The sequence below is a fragment of the Rhodococcus sp. IEGM 1318 genome (assembly GCF_033142465.1).
In the GTDB taxonomy this organism is placed as follows: Bacteria; Actinomycetota; Actinomycetes; order Mycobacteriales; family Mycobacteriaceae; genus Rhodococcus_F; species Rhodococcus_F qingshengii_B.
The window spans coordinates 133,801-155,504 of the sequence record NZ_JAWLSC010000009.1 but is presented as its reverse complement, the minus strand read 5'-3'; the positions used below and the strand labels follow the sequence as shown (position 1 = coordinate 155,504).

Annotated in this window: 9 protein-coding genes; 3 read left to right on the top strand and 6 right to left on the bottom strand. The window is 63.8% G+C overall.

The features are described from left to right. Positions 1 to 107 precede the first annotated feature (107 nt). Together R4P65_RS21300 and R4P65_RS21295 are read left to right on the top strand one after the other, a co-directional pair. The gene (locus R4P65_RS21300) at positions 108 to 893 is read left to right on the top strand and encodes an SDR family oxidoreductase (RefSeq protein ID WP_317828009.1); all 786 of its coding nucleotides are present in this window, start codon (positions 108 to 110) and stop codon (positions 891 to 893) included. Positions 894 to 903: 10 nt separating this feature from the next. Further along, complete coding sequence (locus R4P65_RS21295) at positions 904 to 2,034, top strand: lycopene cyclase family protein (protein WP_317828008.1); 1,131 nt, start codon at positions 904 to 906, stop codon at positions 2,032 to 2,034. Between the two features lie 30 nt (positions 2,035 to 2,064). On the opposite strand, the gene R4P65_RS21290 is transcribed toward R4P65_RS21295, so the two are convergent. Beyond that, positions 2,065 to 3,036, bottom strand: coding sequence for an alpha/beta hydrolase family protein (locus tag R4P65_RS21290; RefSeq protein WP_317828007.1), 972 nt, complete (start codon positions 3,034 to 3,036; stop codon positions 2,065 to 2,067). Positions 3,037 to 3,176: 140 nt separating this feature from the next. On the opposite strand from R4P65_RS21290, the gene R4P65_RS21285 reads away from it, so the two are divergent. Next, positions 3,177 to 4,034, top strand: coding sequence for a Ku protein (locus R4P65_RS21285; protein WP_317828006.1), 858 nt, complete (start codon positions 3,177 to 3,179; stop codon positions 4,032 to 4,034). 1 nt (position 4,035) lies between these two features. Here the strand turns inward: R4P65_RS21285 and R4P65_RS21280 are convergent, their stop codons facing one another. From R4P65_RS21280 to sufC, 5 genes are all read right to left on the bottom strand, one after another. After that, positions 4,036 to 18,315: a non-ribosomal peptide synthetase gene (locus tag R4P65_RS21280; protein ID WP_317828005.1), complete on the bottom strand. Its 14,280-nt coding sequence runs from the start codon at positions 18,313 to 18,315 to the stop codon at positions 4,036 to 4,038. A 335-nt stretch (positions 18,316 to 18,650) separates the two neighbouring features. Then, positions 18,651 to 19,073: a metal-sulfur cluster assembly factor gene (locus tag R4P65_RS21275; protein WP_003944963.1), complete on the bottom strand. Its 423-nt coding sequence runs from the start codon at positions 19,071 to 19,073 to the stop codon at positions 18,651 to 18,653. Continuing rightward, positions 19,070 to 19,573 carry a Fe-S cluster assembly sulfur transfer protein SufU gene (gene sufU, locus R4P65_RS21270; RefSeq protein ID WP_230815584.1) on the bottom strand — a complete coding sequence of 168 codons (504 nt, stop codon included), beginning with the start codon at positions 19,571 to 19,573 and terminating at the stop codon, positions 19,070 to 19,072. Before sufU ends, R4P65_RS21275 begins: the two co-directional genes overlap by 4 nt. 3 nt (positions 19,574 to 19,576) lie before the next feature. Further along, positions 19,577 to 20,842 (bottom strand): cysteine desulfurase, encoded by a 1,266-nt coding sequence (locus R4P65_RS21265; protein WP_317828004.1) that lies wholly within the window; start codon positions 20,840 to 20,842, stop codon positions 19,577 to 19,579. 5 nt (positions 20,843 to 20,847) lie between these two features. Next, on the bottom strand, positions 20,848 to 21,654 hold the full coding sequence (gene sufC, locus R4P65_RS21260) for a Fe-S cluster assembly ATPase SufC (protein ID WP_003944795.1): 807 nt from the start codon (positions 21,652 to 21,654) through the stop codon (positions 20,848 to 20,850). Positions 21,655 to 21,704: the final 50 nt, after the last annotated feature.

Below are 21,704 nucleotides of genomic sequence, written 5' to 3'. Positions count from 1 at the left end.
CGAATACGGGTAAACAATGCCTGACTACAGACACAAGAACTATCGATTTTACCGTGACCTGACGGTCGTTCCGACCAGCAGCGTGTGAGTCCGCTAACGTTCGGGACATGACTAGCGAAAACAGCACTCGTCCTCGCGACCTCGAAGGCCGCGCCGCCATCGTCACCGGCGCAAGTCGCGGGATCGGCAAAGCTGTCGCCGCCGAACTCCTCGCGCGCGGCGCCGACGTCCTGATCACCACCCGCAAGCCGGAGCCCCTCGACGCCGCTGCATCCGAACTGTCCGCTCTGGGTCACGGCGGCAAGGTCGTCGCATTCGCGGGCAACGCTGCCGATGCCCAAGCCCGCTCCGGCGCCGTCGACCGCGCCCTCGCCGAGTTCGGTTCACTCGACATTCTGGTCAACAACACCGGCATCAATCCGGTCTTCGGTTCGCTCATGGAGGCCGACCTCGACGCCGTGCGCAAGATCTTCGACGTGAACGTGGTTGCCGCCCTCGGTTACGTCCAACAAGCACATCGGGCGTGGATGGGCGAACACGGTGGAGCCGTCGTTAACCTGGCAAGTGTGGCCGGGATCCGATCGACGGGCGTCATCGCGGCGTACGGCGCGTCGAAGGCTGCGCTCATCAGATTGACGGAAGAACTGGCCTGGCAACTGGGGCCGAAGATTCGTGTCAATGCCGTAGCGCCCGGGATCGTCAAGACGCAGTTCGCGGCAGCCCTGGTCGCTGCCGGCGAGGACAAGGCGTCGGCGGGCTACCCGATGAAGCGGCTCGGCACCCCGGAGGACGTTGCCGGCCTGGTCGGCTTCCTCGTTTCCGACGCGGCGGGATGGATCACGGGCGAAACCGTCCGGGTCGACGGTGGTCTGCTCGCAACGGGATCGATGTAGTGCGCCGACCATGACCACAGACGACTCCTCCGCCGACGTGGTGATCGTGGGCGGCGGGCCGGCGGGACGGGCACTCGCGACCCGCTGTATCGCCCGGCAACTCACCGTCGTCGTTGTCGATCCACACCCCCGCCGGATGTGGACTCCGACGTATTCGGCGTGGGCGGACGAGCTGCCGTCGTGGCTGCCGCGGGAGGTGATCGCGAGCCGGATTCAACGTCCGAGCGTGTGGACCAACGGACAGAAAACGCTTGATCGCGCATATTGTGTATTGAATACACCATTACTGCAATCATTTCTCTCTGATGCTTCTATGCAGTTCAGAGCAATGAGCGCGCGAACACTGTCCCCCACCACCGTCGTATGCGTGGACGGATCGCAGCTGACGGGATCCATCGTCATCGACGCCAGGGGCACCGATCCGACAGTGACAACCGCGCAGCAGACCGCCTTCGGTGTGATCGTCGACCGCGCCCTGGCATCTCCGATTCTGGGCGGTAACGAAGCCTGGTTCATGGACTGGCGAAGAGACAACGGCACTTCCGACGCCGACACTCCGTCGTTTCTCTACGCGGTCCCGCTCGACGACGAGCGAGTCCTCCTCGAGGAGACCTGCCTCGTCGGCCGGCCGGCGTTGGGGCTCCGCGAACTCGAAACACGTCTGCGCACCCGACTTCACAATCGGGGCTGCGAAGTCCCCGACGACGCGCCGATCGAGCGAGTCCGTTTTGCGGTCGAAGGCCCGAGGGACTCGTCCCCGGACGGTGTCCTCCGGTTCGGCGGGCGAGGCGGTTTGATGCATCCGGGAACCGGATACAGCGTTGCCTCCTCACTTGCCGAGGCAGACGCTGTCGCGAAAGCAATCGCCGACGGTGGGGATCCCAACGCTGCACTCTGGCCACGATCGGCCAGGGCGGTGTCTGCCCTTCGACGCGTTGGCCTGAACGCACTTCTCACCCTCGACTCGGGCGACGTCGCGACATTCTTCGAGGCGTTCTTCGATCTGCCGGTCGAGGCTCAGCGGTCCTACCTGTCCGATCGGCGGGACGCGTCCGCGACGGCGAAGGTGATGGCAGCCCTGTTCCGGTCGTCACCGCGGCACGTTCGAAAGACGTTGATTCGCGCGCCGTTTCTGCGGTGAATGATCCGTACCGACTCTGCTCCGTACCGACTACTGCACTTCAATCGAGCTTGCGATCATCGGCCAGGAATTGTGTAGGTCGTCCTGCCAGTAACCCCACGAGTGCGTTCCACTCGGCTTGAAGTCGAAGGTCGCGGGGATGCCCAGTGCGTTCAATCGGTCCGCCAATCCGTGCGTGCACCCGTTGACCGCGGATTCGATGATGCCGCCGACGATGATCTGATTCAGGAGGGCTCCGGGATTTCCGTTCACATCGGGTGCCTGAAGGTTGTCGTGCGGACCTGGCAGCCCGGATCCGGTGGAGACGTACAGTTCGGTCCCCCGCAACTTCTCCGCGTTCACGACGGGATCGTTCTCGCGCCATCCCGGACCGTCGAACGGTCCCCACATGTTTGTCGGATCAGCGCCTCCCCGCGCGCCGACAACCAGCCGTACGTAGTCCTGCCCTGGCTGGGTGGAGGTCTCCGCGCATCCGCTGTAGGCCCCGACACTCCGATACAGCCCTGGTGCTGAGATCGCGAGATTGAGTACCGAGGTCGCGGTCATCGAGATCGCCGCGATGGAGTTGACCCCGTTAGTACCGAACTGCGCGTCGATCGCCGGCGGTAGTTCGCGGGTGAGAAATGTCTGCCACTTGTTGCGGCCGAGTACGGGATCGTCTTTCTGCCAATCGGTGTAGTAGCTGAACGCTCCCTCCAACGGCGTCACGACGTTGACGTTCTTGTCGGCGAAGAAGTCCAGGACATCCGTCCGCCCTTCCCACGTTGCACTGTCCTCGCCACCGCCGGCGCCGTTGAGCAGATACAGCGTCGGGCGTGGGGCGCTGGTGTCGGCGGGAAGGATCACCTCGAGTGGTATGTCGCGGTCCATCGCATCCGAATGAACGGTGACCCTGACGGTGCGTGCCTGTTCGGCTGTTGCGGGCCACGGTGCGAACAACAGTGGAACTAGTGAAATCGCCAGCGCAGCGGTGACGCGTCGACGGTAGGTTCGGATACTCATCGGAGTATGCCCCCAGGTGTGCGAGTCGGATTCTCGGAGCGGATACCCGCTCGCTGTCCCCCGAACCGGCTCACCCGGACGCAACGGTTCGGGATCAACCGAGAGTGTTTGCCTCGCGCAAACGGCCGGCGGCGACCATCATGGGAGACATGCGCTCGATTTGGAAAGGCTCGATAGCCTTCGGTCTGGTCAACGTTCCGGTCAAGGTGTACTCGGCGACCGAGGACCACGACATCCGATTTCACCAGGTCCATGCAAAAGACGGTGGCCGCATCAAGTACAACCGCGTGTGTTCCGAGTGCGGCAACACGGTCCAGTTCGCGGACATCGACAAGGCGTACGACTCGGAAGACGGGTCACGGGTCATCCTGAGCGACGAGGACTTCAACAAGCTCCCAGCGGCCGAGAAGCACGAGATTCCGGTGCTGGAATTCGTGCCGAACGACCAGATCGATCCGATCTTGTTCGAGAAGAGCTACTTCCTCGAACCTGATTCGGCGTCACCGAAGGCGTACGTCCTGCTCTCGACTGTGCTCACCGAGAGTGATCGAACAGCACTGGTGCATTTCACGCTGCGTCAGAAGACGCGTCTGGCCGCGATGCGCGCCCGCGACGGCGTCCTCGTGATCCAGACGCTCCTCTGGCCCGACGAAGTTCGCGCGGCGGAGTTCCCTTCGCTCGACGACGTGGAGAAGCCGAAGGTCAAGGAACTGAAGATGGCGCAGACGCTCGTCGAGAGCATGGCGGGCGACTTCGATCCGACCCAGTTCACCGACGATTACCAACTCCAACTCCGGCAGTTGCTCGACGAGATGATCGAGAACGGCGGCAAGAAGGTCATCCCCGCCGCCGAGGTCGACCAAGAGGGCACCGATGCAGAGGTGGTCGATCTGGTTGCCGCACTGCAGCGCAGTGTGGACGAAGCCAAGTCGAACGCAAGCAAAACCTCTGCCAGCAAAACGAGTGGAAGCAAGACGCGAGCGAAGAAGCGCGCCTGAGTCAGCCCCGCACGTCTTGGATCTCGATCAGAGCGTCCAGTTCTGCGTCGACGTCCGGAGCCGCGTGACGACCCGTTCCGACCGCCAGGTTGATCACGAGTCCGATCGCCTCCAGACCTGCCTCGGTGAACATTTCGGCGTGTGACGTGGGCACCGGACGGTCGATGATCACCCCGGACACGAACGGGCGCCACGCCGACGCAGTTCGCAGCGGGTCAAAGGTGTCGGTCTGTGCCGAGAAGAACAGCAGATCGCCCACGAACTTGCCCGGGCGGTACCGGTGGGCAAGCTCCGCGCCTGCGGAGTATTCCTCGAACAGTCGCTCGATCCGATCGCTCGAGACCAAAGGGTGATCGCCGATGGCTTCATGCAAGAGCGCTTCGGCGTCCTCGGGTGTCAGATCACGCTCGTCGGCGTCCGGGACCGCGATCCCCAACCCGCCGATCAGTTCGGCGAGAGAAGGCTGCGCGCCCGCCATCGTCGGGTCTTCGAGAACGAAGCTGTCAAGCAGTATCAGGTCGGCGACGCTCTCACCGGCTGCTTGCAACTGCACCGCCGCCGCATGAGCGATCAATCCGCCGATCGACCACCCCAGCAGGTGATACGGACCGTGCGGCTGGACTCCGCGGATTTCCTCGACGTACCGCGCAGCGAAGTCCTCGATCAGCTCCGCCCGGAATTCGGGGTCCGTCAGGACCGGCGACTGCAGGCCGTACAGCGGCCGACTCGAATCGACGTAGCGATCGAGCGCCCCGTAGCACCAGGCCAATCCGATAGCCGGATGGACGCAGAACAGTGGCTCGGCGCGGCCTTCCGGGCGCAGTGGCAGGACTACTGCAAGTGCGGAGGTATCCGCGTCACTTGTCACAACTGTTGCCTCGAGTTCGAAGAGTCTGCGCGCCAATGCCTCCGGAGTCGGGTCGGAGAATATCCATGCGACGGGGACGGTCAGGCTGGTGCGTTCCTTGATGGCAGCGACCAAACGCGTTGCCATGAGTGAGTTTCCGCCGAGTTCGAAGAAACTCGAATCGGCGAAGGTGTCGGCGTCGGCGAGATCCAGTACCTCTGCGAACGCAGCGCAGATCGCAATCTCGTCGCTGCCTTCCGGGCCGCGTCCACTGGGCGACTCCCAGAGGGGAACAGGTAGAGCGGTGCGATCCAGCTTGCCGGCCGGTGTGGTCGGGACTGCATCGATCGCGACAACAGCGGACGGGATCATGTGCGCAGGCAGCGATATGGCTGCATGGCGGCGTAACGCGGAGGCGTCGACGGCCCCGTTGGCCGGGACGACGTAGGCGACGATCCGAGCGTCGACGCCGTCGCCGACGACCACGCTCACGGCCGAATGCACGGACGCCTCCGACGCTAGCACCGCGTCGATTTCGCCGAGTTCGATCCGGAACCCTCGCACCTTGACCTGGTGGTCTGCGCGTCCGAGGTAGACAAGCGACCCCGCGCGATCTTCACGCACGAGATCCCCGGTGCGGTACATGCGAGCGCCTTCGGGTCCGTGCGGGTCGGCAACGAACCGCGTCGCCGTCAGCGCGGGGTTGCCGAGGTACCCGCGGGCGAGACCGTCGCCGCTCACGTAGAGCTCACCGACGATTCGGCTGGGAACCGAGTGCAGACGGGAATCAAGAACCATCGCCTCCACGCCGCGGATCGGACCGCCGATCGTCAGGGGCTCCCCCGCTGCGAGCGAATCGCTGATGGTGACCGCGACGGTTGCCTCGGTCGGGCCGTACGCGTTGAACATTCGACGTCCCGGGGCCCACCGAGATACGAGGTCGACAGAGCACGCGTCACCGCCGACGACAACGGCTTCGAGATGGTCGAGTCCGGCGGGATCGACAGTCGCCAGCGCGGCCGGAGTCACAAACGCATGGGTGATTGCCTGCTCGTCGAGCAATTCGTGCAATTCGACGCCGCCGATAATTGTCGGGGGCGCTATCACCATCGTTGCGCCGGCGCCGAAAGCCAGCAACAGCTCGAGCACAGAAGCGTCGAAGCTCGTCGAGGCGAAGCTCAGAGCGCGGGAGTGTGCGGTGACGCCGAAGCGTTCACGCTGTTCGTCGGCGAACGCTGCCAGTCCGGCGTGAGTGACCAACACGCCCTTGGGCTTTCCGGTCGAGCCCGAGGTGTAGATCAGGTAGGCCGGATTGTCGCGCTCGAGTGGCGCGTCGGGCAGAGTCTCGGAATGGACGGCCTCGATTTCGGCGGTGAATTCGGCCGCGTCGAGTTCGATCCACGACGTGGCATCCGGGAGTTCGGCCAGATACCGGCCTCTGGTGATACCGAGGACTGCCCCACTGTCGGTGAGCATGTGCTCGATCCGCTCGGCGGGATACGCGGGATCGACGGGAAGGAACACCCCGCCTGCTTTCGCCACGGCCCAGAGCGCGATCACGTAGTCGGCTGACCTTGGAAGCGCCAATGCCACAATCATTTCGGGAGTGATTCCGCGAGCGATCAGTGCAAACGCCATCGCGTCGGAGCGGCGGTCGAGTTCGCCGTACGTGAGCGTGGTGGATGCCGCGACGTCGACAAGCGCCGGGGCATGCGGATCGGCGGCGCCGCGAAGCAGCAATTCCGGCAAGGTGAGAGCATGGCCGGCCGGACGTCCGTGCAACGCGCGCTGACCTTGTCCTACGAGGTCCACGTCACCGACGACGACGGAGGGCTGGGCGGTCAGTGTCTCGACGATCGTTTCCAGCATTACCGCAAACGACTCCGCCGTGTCCGCGTCGAAGAGGTCCTGTGCATATGTGAGGGAGGCCGCGTAACCGCCGCCCTCCTCCGCGGTCTGTTCGACAACGGTGAACTGCAGGTCGTACTTGGCGATGTCCGGTGTGATCTCGTGGGCACGAACGGTAAGTCCCGGGAGATCCCACGCCTTCGGATGAGCGCCGTGGAACGAGATCATCGTCTGGAACACCGGATGACGGTCTGTAGTCCGGGTCGGCGCCACGACGTCCACGACCTGCTCGAACGGAATGTCCGCGTGGGCGAACGCGTCGAGATCGACGGACCGGACAGTACGCAGGACGTCGACGAAGGTGGATCCGGGATCAATCGTCGTACGCAGCCCTACCGTGCCCACGAACATCCCGACGAGGTCGTCGAGAACTCGGTGTCCTCGCCCGGCGACCGGGGATCCGATCACGATGTCGGTGCTCCGGCTGAGCCTGGCCAGCAGCACCGCGTAGGCAGCGTGCAACACCATGAACGGCGTCGCCGCATTCGCGCCGGCAACCGCCTCGACCGCGATCCGGGTGTGCGCCGGGAGCGAGACCGCGGTGTGGGCACCGCTCAACGACTGGGTGAGCGGGCGAGTTCGATCGCCGGGAAGGTCGATCAGCTCGGGCGCTCCCCGCAATATTTCCCGCCAGTACGACGCCTGTGCCCCGAGCACGCTCTCGGATTCGTTCACCGCGCCCAGCGCTTCCCGCTGCCAAATGGCGAAGTCCGCGTAGTGCACCTCGAGAGGCGTGAACTCGGGGGCGTGTCCCGAACTTCTCGCGACGTAGGCGGTGAGTACGTCCTTCATCAACGGCGCGATCGACCACCCGTCCGCCGCGATGTGGTGGATCACGATGACCAAAGTGTGTTGTTGCGGCGTCGACTCGAGCAGAAGTGCCCGAACGGGGACTTGGTTTGTGATGTCGAATCCGCGCGACGCAAATTCTCCGGCGAGCTCTGCCGGTTCGCGGGTGTCGGCGTTTCCGAATTCCAGCGAGGTGAACGCATCCTGGATCACCTGGTGTGGACCGGTGTCGGAGTCGGGGAACACCGTGCGCAGGATTTCGTGCCTTTCGATCACGTCGAGGACAGCAGCTTCGAGGGCCGGCACGTCGAGGGCACCGTCGAGCGAAATCGCGGCAGGGACGTTGTAGGCCGGCGAGCTGGGATCCATCTGGTTGAGGAACCAGATGCGTGCTTGCGCGTAGGAAAGCGGAATCCGGTCCGGGCGATCGGCAGCGCTGATCGGCGGCAGTGCCTTTACCTCGGCGGAAGTGTCGAGTGCGGCGGCAAGTTCCCGAATTTCGGGGTGCTCGAACAGCATTCGGACAGAGATCTGTCTACCCATCGCTTCGCCGAGTCGCTGGGCCAGTCTGGTGGCGAGCAGTGAGTTGCCACCGAGTTCGAAGAAACTGTCCGACGCACCGATCTGTTCGATTCCCAGCAGTTCTGCCACGACGCCGGCGACCTGGAATTCGGTCTCGGTGATCAGCGGCTCGACACTTCGTTCGGACGAACGCAGTGTCGGTGCGGGCAGCGACGCTCGGTCGAGTTTCCCGACAGGGGTGAGCGGAACGCGCTCGATCGGGGTGATCGCCGACGGCACCATGAAGGCCGGAAGCGAGCGGCGCGCGTGGCTCAACAGCTCGTCCACCTCGACGACTTCCGTGCCGAGCACCACGTACGACGCCAACATCGTCTCACCGGAAGCTGCGTTCACGCCCACGGTGACCGCGAACTCGACGCCGGGGTATGCGCTGAGCACGGAGTCGATCTCGCCCAGTTCGATGCGGAATCCGCGCACTTTCACCTGGTGATCAGAGCGTCCGACGTATTCGAGCGTCTCATGCGGCGTCCACCGAACCAGGTCTCCGGTCCGGTACATGCGGGTGCCGGACGGACCGAACGGCGCCGCCACGAATCGCGTCGCCGTCAATGCGGGTTGGTCGAGGTAGCCGCGGGCAAGTCCCAGGCCGGCGATGTAGAGCTCACCGGTGACCCCGACGGGAACCGGCCGAGCGGAACCGTCGAGAACCACTGCGGACACTCCGCGGACGGGTCCGCCGATGGTCACGGTCTCTCCCGCTGTCAGGGCATCGCTGATGCACACCATGACGGTGGTTTCCGTCGGCCCGTATCCGTTGAACAACCGCCGACCGGGTGCCCACTTGCGGACCAGTTCGGGTGAGCAGGCCTCTCCGCCGACAACGATCGACTGCAAGACGTCCAGCCCGGTGGGATCGACCGAGGCCAGTGCAGCCGGCGTGATGAACGCGTGGGTCACCTGGTGATCGGTGACAAGTTTCGCGAGGTCCTCGCCCCCGTACACGTCGGGAGTTGCGATCACCATCGTCCCGCCCTCACCCACGGCGAGCAGAAGTTCGAGGATGGATGCGTCGAAACTCGGTGAGGAGAAGTGCAGTGTTCGCGACTGCGCCGAGATGCCGTAGCGCGCTGTCTGCTCGGCGGCCAATGCGCTCAGCCCACGGTGAGTGACGCTGACGCCCTTGGGCTTTCCCGTCGATCCGGAGGTGTAGATGATGTAGGCGAGGTTGTCGATTCGGATCGGTGCGGCCGGAACCGGCTGCCCGACACCGTCGTCCTCGACGTCGTCGATCGTCATCCACGGAACCGGGCGGGGCAGCGACTCGATCACCGCTTCCGTCGTCACTCCGCGGGTGGCTCCGGAGTCGGTGAGCATGTGCAGAATGCGATCGGCGGGGTATCGCGGATCGACAGGAACAAACGCAGCGCCGGTCAAGGAAACGCCCCACAACGCGACGATCGAGTCGATCGAACGCGGAATCGCTATTGCCACAATGTCTTCGGCGCCGATCCCCTCCGTGGTCAAGCGCCGGGCAAGGGAAGACGCACGGGCGAACAGGTCGCGGTAGAGCACGGTGGTGTCACCGGATCGAAGGGCCACCGATTCGCCTGAGCGGGTAGCAGTCCGTGTCAAGATCTCAGCCAAGGTACGCGAGGCTGTCCACGCCGGACCGCGGACCGGCATCAGCGACGCCCGCTCGAGGGTGCTGAGGAATTCGATGTCGTCGATCGCCGTGTCCGGTTCTACGGCGACGGCGCGGGCCACAGACTGCACACGGGCGGCGATCGATTCTGCGGTGACGGTGTCGAAGAGCGCCTCGGCAAATCTGAGCGATCCGGTGATCTCCGTGTTCTCGGAATCGCCGGCCAGCAGGGTGAATTCGAGGTCGAACTTCGCCACGGACGGTTCGAGTGGCTGCGCCTCTAGATGCGCGTCGTGGACCGTGACCTGCGGCGAGAGCAGATTCTGGTGGTACGACAGCATGACCTGGAACAGGGGGTGCCGTGTGGTGGACCGGTCGAGATCGAGGGCGTCGACCAGCACCTCGAAAGGCAGCTCGGCGTGCGCGAACGCAGCAAGGTCGAGATCGCGGACCACCTCGAGCAAAGAGGTGAACGACGCTCGGTGATCGACCGGTGTGCGAAGCGGTACCGAATTGACGAACATCCCGATCAGGGAATCCAGTTCGGGTCGCCCGCGGCCTGCCACCGGGGTGCCGATCACCACGTCGTCGGTGGCACCGAGACGCGCCAGAACGACCGTCAAGATCGCGTGCACGACCATGAACTGCGTCGTACCACTGCGCCTTGCCAAGGCGGCGAGTCGCGCCCCCGTCGCCGCGTCGATGACGATCGGCACCGAGCCGACAGCGGTCGTGGTGACAGATCCGCGTGCGCGATCCACGGGTAGCAATACCTCGTCCGGGGCACCCGCCATGACAACTGTCCAGAATGTCAGCTCGCGGGCAATCAGAGACTCCTGGTCGTCGATCTGTCCGAGCGAGTCTTGCTGCCACAGCGCGTAATCGGCGTACTGCACGTCGAGTGGAGCAAAAACTGGTGCATCTCCGACAACGCGTGCGGAGTACGCCGCGATGAAATCTGCGGCAAAGGGAGTCAGGGACCAGCCGTCGAAGGCGATGTGGTGGATGACGACGACCAGTACGTGAGCGTCGGTGTCCTCGCGCACGAGCAGTGCCCGAATCGGCAGATCCGAACCGAGATCGAACCCCCGCGCCGCAAACTCCGTTGTCGCCGCGTCGACTCCTTCGGAGCCGACATAGTGCTCGATAGAGAACTGCACGTCGGAAAGCGCTCGGATGACCTGGCTCGGGCCGTCCACGCTGTCGACGTAGATCGTTCGAAGTACCTCGTGGCGTGCGATGACGTCCGCAAGTGCGTCTTCGAGTGCATCCCCGTGGATGTGTCCGGTGATCCGGATCGCGAACGGGATGTTGTAGCCCGAGGACTGCGGATCGAAGCGATTTACGAACCACAGTCGTTGTTGTGCAGCGGAGAGTGGCAATCGGTCAGGGCGAGCACCGGCGCTCAGGGCAGGTCGATCGTCTGATTCTTCGGCGTTCGCCGCCAGACGCGCAGCGAGAGCTTCGACGGTCGGTGCTTCGAAGATCGAGCGCACGTCCACGGCGAGTCCCGTCGCTGCACTCAACCGCGCGGACACCTGCGTCGCGACGAGGGAGTTGCCCCCGAGATCGAAGAAGCTGTCTCCGGCCCGGACCTCGGGTACATCGAGCAGTGAAGCGAACACGTCGGCAACGGTTCGTTCGAGCCCGGCCTCGGGTTCACGACCCGTTCCCAGGATTTCGCGCGGTATCGGCGTCGGCAATGCTCTGCGATCGAGTTTGCCGACCGGGGTCAACGGAATCGCGTCGATCGGCGTGATCGACGACGGGATCATGTACCGCGGCAGAGTGTCGGCGAGTCCCACAAAGAGCGACTCGATATCAGCGTCGCCGCTGAGCAACACGTACGACGCCAGGGTGGTACCGGCGGCGGATTCGACGGGAATCGTCGTGGCGAAGTGAACGAGAGGGGAATCCATCAGAGCAGCGTCGATCTCGCCGAGTTCGATGCGGAACCCGCGGATCTTGAGCTGATGGTCGCTGCGGCCCACGTAGCGAAGAGTCAGGTCCTTGGTCCAGCGGACCAGGTCACCGGTTCGGTACATCCGGGCACCGGGCGTCGAGTACGGATGCGCGACAAAACGATCCGATGTCAGCGCGGGACGAAGGTGGTAGCCACGCGCGAGGCCCGGCCCACCGATGTACAGCTCGCCGACGCCGCCGATCGGGACCGGTTGCAGCCGTGCGTCGAGCACCAGGGCGTCGATCCCGCGGATGGGACCGCCGATGGTGATCGGCTCGCCCGGTGAAAGTGGATCACTGATGGCGACCATGACGGTGGTTTCGGTCGGACCGTATCCGTTGTGCAGTCTGCGCCCGTTGCCCCAGCTCGAGACCAGTTCCGGAGTGCACACATCGCCGCCGACGACTACGCATTCCAGCGCCGACACTCCCTCCGGATCGACGGTTGCCAGAGCGGCCGGAGTAATGAACGCATGTGTGACTTCGCGGCTTCGGAGGAACTCGCTCAACGCGTCCCCACCGTAAATGTCGGGGGGTGCGATCACCATCGTCGCGCCGGTCGAACCGGCGAGCAGAAGTTCGAGTACGGCGCCGTCGAAGCTCGGAGACGCAAAATGCAGAGTCCGCGAATCAGCGGTGATCCGGTACCGATCCTGTTGTTCGCGAGAAAGATTGACCAAACCCGCGTGAGTGACGACGGTGCCCTTCGGCACTCCGGTCGAACCGGACGTGTAGATGACGTACGCAGCCGACGCCGCAGTGATCGATCCTGTTCTGTCCGCGTCGTCGATCGCAGCGTCGGAGTAGGCGGCACATTCTGCAACGGTGTCCGCGTCGCCTAGGTCGATCCAGACTGCGACGTTCCCGCCGACCGCCGGACCGGCCGCAACCTCGGCGGACCGAATTCCGATTCGCACGCCCGAATCCTCGAGCATGTGCGCAACTCGATCTGCGGGATAACGGGGATCGACCGGGACAAAAACGCCGCCGGCTTTGGTGACCGCCCAGACTGCGAGCACCGAGTCGACAGATCGGGCGACGGCCAGCGCGACCGGTGTTTCGGGGCCGACGCCCAGGTCCATGAGGTATCGAGCGATCCGATTCGATCGGCGCTCCAACTCTGCGTACGAGAGTGACCGCTCGGAGTCTTCGAGGGCGATCGCGTCGGAATGGGCCAGCGCGGTCTCGCCCAGGATCTGCGCCAAGGTCGATTCGCCGAGCGAGAGGTCACCGCGCCGCGGCAATATCACGGCGCTCTCCCGGGCGCCGAGTACACGAAGGTCACCAACCGGTGCAGACGGTTCCGACACTGCCGATTCCACGAGTGTCACAAAATTGCGCGCCACCGCTTCGACGGTCGTCCTGTCGAACAGGTCGGTGGAATAGGTGAACGTGGCATCGATTCCCGCTGCGGACCCGCCCTCGTGACGCTCCGTGACGGTGAGCTCGAGGTCGAACTTGGTCAGCCCCGTCTCGACTGCCCGCGCCGTCATCGACACTCCAGCGAGTTCGGCTGTGTGAGTGGTGGTTATCCGCGAGGTGATGGCCGCCTGAAAGACCGGGTGATGCGAGGACGAGCGGTCCAGTTCGAGCGCGTCCACGACGACGTCGAACGGCACGTCCGCGTTGTCGAAGGCATCCACATCGCCGGCTCTGACCTGCGCGAGGTACTCCCCGAAGGTTGCATCACGATCGACGACGGTCCGCAAGGCAAGGGTGTTGACGAACATGCCGACCAGCAGATCGAGAGACCTGTCCCCTCGTCCAGCCACCGGTGTTCCGACGACGACGTCGTCGGTGCCGCTGTAGCGGGCCAGAAGGAGCGCGAAGCACGCGTGCAGCGCGATGAATGTAGTGGCGTCGTGATCCGCAGCGAGCGCAACAAGCTTCTGGTGGGTGGAAGCGCCGATCCTGATGTCGACGCCGGCTCCGCCCATGGACGGATCCAGTGGGCGCGGATGGTCTGTCGGCAGGTGGAGTTGCTCAGGCGCTCCCGCCAGCCGCTGCTTCCAGAAGGCAATCTGCGAGTGGGCCAGAGACTGGGCGGACGTAGCGTCACCGAGGTGTTCCCGGTGCCAGAGCGCATAGTCGGCATATTGAACGGGAAGGGGCGCCCACTGAGGTCCGTTGCCGCCGACTCGGGCAGCGTAGGCGCCGGTGAGGTCGGCGGCCAGCGGAGCGAGTGACCAACCGTCGGCCACCATGTGATGCAGAACTACGACGAGGACGGCCTCCTCGTCTCTGCCTTCCTTGTCGTCGGCGACAGTGATCAGCAAGTAGCGCACCGGGCGTTCGCGGACCAGATCGAAACCGGCCGAAGAGAATTCGAAGATCACTCTCTCGAGGCTTTCGCGTTCCACCTCGATCGACTCGAGCCCCGCGATACCCTCGCCGAGGCCCAGAACCTTTTGCGTTGCGTTGTCCCCGACCTGAGGAAACACGGTGCGAAGTGACTCGTGGCGGGACACCACGTCCACGATCGCGGCGCCCAGTGCGTCGGCGTCGACGTCGCCGCGCAGCGACACCGCCAGCGGAATGTTGTAGGCACCTGATTCCGGTGCGACGCGGTTGAGGAACCACAGTCGCTGCTGCGCGGGAGCGAGCGGTAGTACCGCCGGCCTGGCCACGACCTGAATACCGTCGGCGTCCGGCGTCTGTGCGGCACGCTCGATCGTCGCCGCGATCCCGGACACCGTGGGGTGATCGAAGAGAGCACGCAGCGGCATCCGAACCCCGGTAGCTTCGGTCAAGCGCGCTACCGCCGTCGACGCTACCAGCGAGTTTCCGCCCAGATGAAAGAAGTTGTCGTCGAGTCCGAGCGGTCCACTACCCAAGATGTCAGCCAGAACCGCGGCAACCTTGCCCTCGGTCGGTGTCGTCGGAGGCCGGAAGACTTTGGTGGAGGCCAGGATCGGCGACGGCAGCGCACGCCGGTCGAGTTTTCCGTTGGTGGTCAACGGTATTGAATCGATGACCATGAAGGCATCGGGAACCATGTAGGTCGGGAGGACTTCGGCAGCGTGGGCACGGAGGATGTCGACGTCCACGGCGCCGGAAACCGTCACGTACGTCACGAGAGCGCCACCGGCCGGCGTCGGAGCCACGAGGGTCACGGCGTCGTCGATTCCCGGCGCGCTGAGGATGACGGAGTCGATCTCGCCGAGTTCGATACGGAATCCGCGGATCTTGACCTGTGCGTCGCCGCGTCCGAGGTATTCGAGTTGTCCGGGCGCGATCCAGCGTGCGCGGTCGCCGGAGCGGTACAGCCGTCGTCCGCCGGCATTGAAGGGATCCGCGACGAACCGGCCTGAGGTGAGATCGGGTCGGCCCAGATAACCACGGGCGAGTTGACCGCCGGCGACGTAGATCTCGCCCGCGATTCCCACCGGGACCGGCGAGAGATGCTCGTCGAGCAGGTACACACGAAGTCCGTCGATCGCGTCACCGATCCGGCTGCCGGTAACCGCACTCGCGCTCGGTCGGTCGAGTTCGAGATGGGTGACATGCACCGTGGTCTCGGTGATGCCGTACATGTTGACGAGTGCGGGCCCGGATTCCGAGAGATTGTCGTGATTGTCGTAGCCCGCATGATTGTCGTACCAGCGTCCGAGGCGACGCAGATCCAAGGCTTCGCCACCGAAGATCACGTACCGGAGCCGAGTCTCCGAATCGGCCCGGAGGTCGGCTTCGATGTACTGGTAGAAGGCCGAGGGCGTCTGATTGAGCACGGTGACGCCTTCTGCGGCGACCAGCGCTCGGAAGGCATCGGGGTCGCGTGAGACTTCGTGATCGACCAGCACCAGAGTTCCACCGTGGAGCAGCGCGCCCCACAGTTCCCACACCGAGAAGTCGAAGGCGAACGAGTGGAACATCGTCCACACATCGTTGCCGTCGAATCCGAACTCGACGTGCGTGTTCTCGAACAATCGCACCACGGTGGCGTGGGTGACGGAGACGCCTTTGGGTCGACCCGTCGACCCCGAGGTGTAGATCACGTACGCCAGATTGTCGGCTCCGTGCCCGCGCGGGCGCTCATCGATTTCCAGACTCGCACCGGAGTACTCGTCGGAGTCGACTCCGACGACCGCCACATCCGCGTTCGGGAAGGTGGAATCGGAAATGACGCACACCGGTTGCGCATCCTCGACCACATACGCCAAGCGCTCGGCCGGGTGCGCACGATCGAGCGGGAGATATCCGCCGCCGGCCTTCAGCACCGCGACAGCCGCGATGATCATGTCGACTGACTTCGGCAGCATGATTCCGACCAGCGACTCCGAGTGCACGCCGTGATCGACGAGCTTGCGCGTCAACCGATTCGATCGTCGATCGAGTTCGACGTACGACACTCGCTCGTCGCCCACGACAACGGCGATCGCGTCAGGGGTCGCGCGAACACGGTCGGCAAAGATGTCGAAGAGCGTTCGGACCGGTGTAGTCGGCAGGACCGGCGGTACAAGCGCCTGGCGCGCGTCCGCGCGGAGCAAGTCCACAGCGCCGAGCACCGAGTGCGGAACACTGACCATCGCGGTCAAGATTCGTAGATAGCGGTCGGCGAGGTCTTCGGCTTGCTCTTTCGTGCCGAGCCAATCCAGAACGCCGGAGATCGGCTGATCGAAGTCGGCATGCTCACCCGTCGGAATCGCAAGGGAGACAAACAGTTCTGGAGCTGTCGCGAGGTCGGACCCGATAGGCGCACCGACCATGAGTCCAGGAAATCTAGGGTGTGCATCGAGCGGTTCCTCGAAGCAGACCATCGCCCGGAACAACGGGCCCGTCTCCACCCATCGACCATCACCGAGGGCAGCGGTCACCGAAGACAGAAGAATGTCTGCGTGTTCGAAGGCGTCGATCGCGACGGTGTCCACCGCACCGACCAGATCGGTGAGCGTCATGGTGTTCGACACCGTCGAGCGAAGCACCAGCTGGTTGGCGAACATCGAGACGAAGTCGTCCGGATTGGAGGCGCCGTATCCGCGAACCGAGACTCCGATCGACACCTCCTCGGCCGAACCGACGCGGCGCAGCAGTCCGGTCATCGCAGACTGGAACAGCACGAACAGACTCGTGTTCATCGTCGTCGCCATCGTCTCGAGGCGGCGGCAGAGGTCTGCCTCGATCTGGAGGGGCGTGGACGTTCGACCGGTTCCGGCGACGACCGGCAACCCCAGCTCCTCGGCCGGGTTCGACAATGTCGACGACCAGTATTCGACGTTGCGGGCGTGCTGGACTTCTGCGATCCACTTCCCCGCGGCGTCCGGGTCGATGTCCATCAATCGAGTTCCCGATTCTGCCGCGCAGAACAAGTCGAGGAATTCGAGGAACCGTTGATGGTGACGCGAGATGTCCTCGTCGGTGTAGAGGTCTGGATTCGCGGCGAAGTCGATCTGAATCTCTTCGGCTGCGGAAGTCTGATAGACGTTGACCGAGAGGTCTTCGATCGGCCCGGTCGAGATCACGTGGAGTTCGCCGTGCGCGTCGCCGAGGGTGATTCCGGAGTGGAACAACATGAGGTTGATCAGCGGACCGTGGAAGCCGCGGCCGTCGGCGATACTGTGATCACCGGCGTTGAGGACGCGTCGCAGGTCCTCGTGGCGGTACTTCTGATGACGCAGTGCGCCGGTGAGTTCGATCTTCACCTCACGAAGCAAGTCCCCCACTGCGAAGTAGGGGTCGACGCTCGCGCGTATCGGGACTACGTTCGACATCATTCCGCCGGACCTGCGAGCAGCTTTGGTCGTACGCCCCGAAACCGGGAGACTGAGTACGACATCGCGAGTTCCGATCGCGCGGGCGAGGTAGGCGGCCAGAGCGCCGATCACCACTGACGACGTCGTCACGTCGTGCGCTTCGGCAAGGCGTTCGAGGGAGCTTCGCAGTTCCGAAGGCACCGTCGCCGACCGCAGCCGTGACCATGCCTGCGACGGAGCGGTCGAGGACGCGAGCGAGGTTCCGCTCGGCTTGTCGGCCATCTTCGTAGTCCAGTAGTCGCGATCGCGCTCCCACCGCGTAGAGCCGAGATAGTCGGACTCAGCCTTCACCAAAGCCTGGAGAGGCGCAGTTACTGCTGGGGGAACTGGCAGATCTCGTACGGCGGCGGTGTAGATCTCGGCTGTGCGGTTCATCATCGACATCGCACCGAAACCGTCGAGGGCTACGTGATGGATGCGGCTGTACCAGTAGGAATGGTCGTCGCGAAGAATCAGGACCGCGAGCCTGACCAGGCGATCGGTGAACGGATCGATGGCGGCGGTGTGCTCGCGCCGCATCCATTCGCGCGCCGCCGATTCCGGATCCGATTCGGCGCGAAGGTCGACCACGTCGAGGGAATCGTCCATGTCGACATCGAGCCACTGACGCGCAACCCCGTCTACTTCGACCAAGCGCAGATATCCGGAGCCGATCTCACGGCCGGTCTGTTTACTGGCAGCGGTCAGCAGCTCGATGTCGAGCGGGCCGTCCACATCGACGTACTGAGCGATGCTGACGGGAATCTCGGGTCGAAGCTGTTGTGCGACAAGCAGGGAAAGTTGCGCGGCAGAAAGAGGGAAGGTGAGTTCGTCGTCCGGACGAGCTGCGGAAACGATTCCTCGGTCGGGACTGCCATCCACACGAATCTCCCTCTTACAACTTGATCATGATGCAAACAGGTATATGCGCCCGCAGGACGCTTCGAACTCGGGGTACTTCGAAATGAGACGAATACATCGGAAAGCTCGGATGGAAACTGGCAAATCGCCCGCCGGAGATCACATCGTGACAATCAGCTGCGATGTTACCGATCAGTCAGCTTCCAGCAAATATTCATCAAACAACCATTTGGGACTATTGTCCTGAATATAATGGCTAAAACGGCCCTATATAACAAACCGAAGCGCCGGTACCCGACGAACGGGCACCGACGCTCCGGCGAAATCTTTTCAATTGATCGTGCTGCGATTACTCGTCAGACGGTGAAGCCGAGTGCGCGAAGCTGCTCGCGTCCATCCTCGGTGATCTTGTCCGGTCCCCACGGCGGCAACCACACCCAGTTGATCTTCATGTCGGTACACAGATCGCTACGCACCAGTGCGCCGCGTGCCTGGTCCTCGATCACGTCGGTCAACGGGCACGCAGCCGACGTCAGAGTCATGTCGATCGTGACGACACCGTCGTCTTCGAAGAGTCCGTAGACCAAGCCGAGATCGACGACGTTGATTCCCAGTTCGGGGTCGACGACGTCGCGCATCGCTTCTTCGAGTTCGTCGAGTCGCTCAGGCGACGGAACAGTTCCACTGCCCTGTGCGCCACCGAATTCCGCAGTGGAATCGGGATTCGGATTCACCGGAGCGCCGACCTCGGCGTCCTGCACTGGTTGTGTCTCGGTCATGATCCCTGTCCTTCAGTCGTGTCGACCAATTCACTGCTGCTGTCCGCCGCCGTGACAGCACCGCCGTCGACAATCTGGACTACAGCATCCTTGAATGCCATCCATCCGAGCAAGGCGCACTTGACGCGTGCCGGATACTTCGAGACACCGACGAACGCGATGCCGTCACCGAGAACGTCCTCGTCCCCCTCGACGGTGCCCCGACTGCTCACCATCTCGTTGAACGCCGTCACCGTCTTCAGTGCGTCGGTGACCTGCATACCGATGACGAGGTCGTTGAGCACCGACGTCGACGCCTGGCTGATCGAGCAACCCTGCCCGTCGTACGAGACGTCTGAGACCGTTCCGTCCTCAGAGATCTGGACGCGCAACGTCACCTCGTCGCCACACGTCGGGTTGACGTGGTGCACCTCGGCGCCGAACGGCTCACGGAGTCCGCGGCCGTGCGGATGTTTGTAGTGATCGAGGATCACTTCCTGATACATCTGCTCCATGCGCATGATTCAGTTCAACTCCCCTGCGACACCGAAAAATTCCTGCGCACGCTTGATCGCTGCAACGAGAACATCGATTTCCGAGGTGGTGTTGTAGAGCGCAAACGACGCACGGGCCGTCGCAGCAACACCGAACTTACGATGCAGCGGCCACGCACAATGGTGTCCGACACGGATCGCGACGCCCTCGTCGTCGAGGATCTGTCCGAGGTCGTGGGCGTGAATACCGTCCACGACAAAGGAAATCGCTCCGCCGCGGTTCTCGGACGTCTGCGGTCCGATGATGCGCAGACCTTCGATCGCCGACAACTTCTCGAGAGCATCTTCCACCAACACGTGCTCGTGCGCGGCGACGGCGTCCATCCCGAAGGTGTTCAGGTAATCCACGGCAGCGCCCAGTCCGACCACCTGCGAGGTCATCGGTACGCCGGCCTCGAAACGCTGAGGCGGCGGCGCGTAGGTGCTGACCTCCATGGTGACCGTCTCGATCATCGAGCCGCCGGTGATGAACGGAGGCATCGCTGCCAGCAGCTCACGACGGCCGTACAGAACTCCGACACCCGAAGGGCCGAGCATCTTGTGGCCGGAGAAAGCCGCGTAATCCACTCCCAGTTCGTGGAAGTCGACTGCCATGTGAGGCACCGACTGGCACGCGTCGAGCACGACGAGTGCACCGACGGCGCGTGCTCGTCGCACCAATTCCTCAACCGGTGCGATCGCACCCGTCACGTTGGACTGGTGGGTGAACGAAACAACCTTCACCGCGTCCGTCAACTCCAGCGAATCGAGATCGATCCGGCCGTCGTCGGTGACGCCGTACCACTTGAGGGTCGCACCGGTTCGGCGCGCAAGTTCCTGCCAGGGAACGAGGTTGGCGTGGTGTTCGAGTTCGGTGATGACGATTTCGTCGCCAGGACCGACGTGGCGGTCGAAGCGATCGTCACCGAGAACGTTGGTCACCAGATTCAGGGCCTCGGTGGCGTTCTTGGTGAACACCAACTCGTCCGAATCCGCACCCACGAAGGAAGCGATGGTGGCGCGAGCATTCTCGTACGCGTCCGTCGCCTCTTCTGCGAGCTGATGAGCACCCCGGTGTACTGCCGCGTTACACGTGGTCAGGAAGTCCCGTTCGGCATCGAGAACCTGGACCGGTCGCTGCGAGGTAGCGCCGGAATCCAAGTACACCAAAGGTTTTCCGTCGCGCACGGTTCGCGCCAGGATCGGGAAGTCGGCCCGAACCGCTGTGACGTCGAGCTCGCGCACCGAGGTGGTCATCGTGATTACGCTCCCTGGGTAGCTGCGGTGTCCGCGGTGAAACGAACGTAGCCGTTGGTCTCGAGCTCGTCGGCCAGCTCCGGTCCACCGGACTCGACGATGCGGCCACCGACGAACACGTGAACGAAGTCGGGGTTGATGTAGCGCAGAATGCGCGTGTAGTGCGTGATCAGCAGAACGCCGCCGTTCTCGCGCTCCTTGTAGCGGTTGACGCCTTCGGAGACGGTGCGCAGAGCGTCGACGTCGAGGCCGGAGTCGGTCTCGTCGAGGATCGCGATCTTCGGCTTGAGCATGCCCAACTGCAGGATCTCGTGGCGCTTCTTCTCGCCACCGGAGAAGCCTTCGTTGACCGAGCGCTCGATGAACGAGGGATCGATCTCGAGCTCGCTGAGGGCTTCCTTGACTTCCTTGACCCAGTGGCGCAGCTTGGGAGCCTCGCCTCGCACGGCCGTAGCGGCGGTGCGCAGGAAGTTGGACATGGAAACGCCGGGAACCTCGACGGGGTACTGCATTGCCAGGAAGAGCCCGGCACGTGCACGCTCGTCGACGCTCATTGCGAGGACGTCTTCACCGTTGAGGGTGATGGAGCCGGACGTGACCTGGTACTTGGGGTGACCGGCGATGGCGTACGACAGAGTCGACTTGCCGGAGCCGTTGGGGCCCATGATCGCGTGGGTCTCCCCCGAGCGGACCGTCAGGTCGACGCCCTTGAGGATCTGGATGGGCTCGGCGTTGGCATCGGAGTTGGCGACCTCGACGTGCAGGTCACGAACCTCGAGGACCGAGGTGGTGGTGTTGTCACTGGTAGACATGAAATTCCTTCAAGATGAGGCGGGCGAGCGTAGCGACGGGGTGGTGTCGC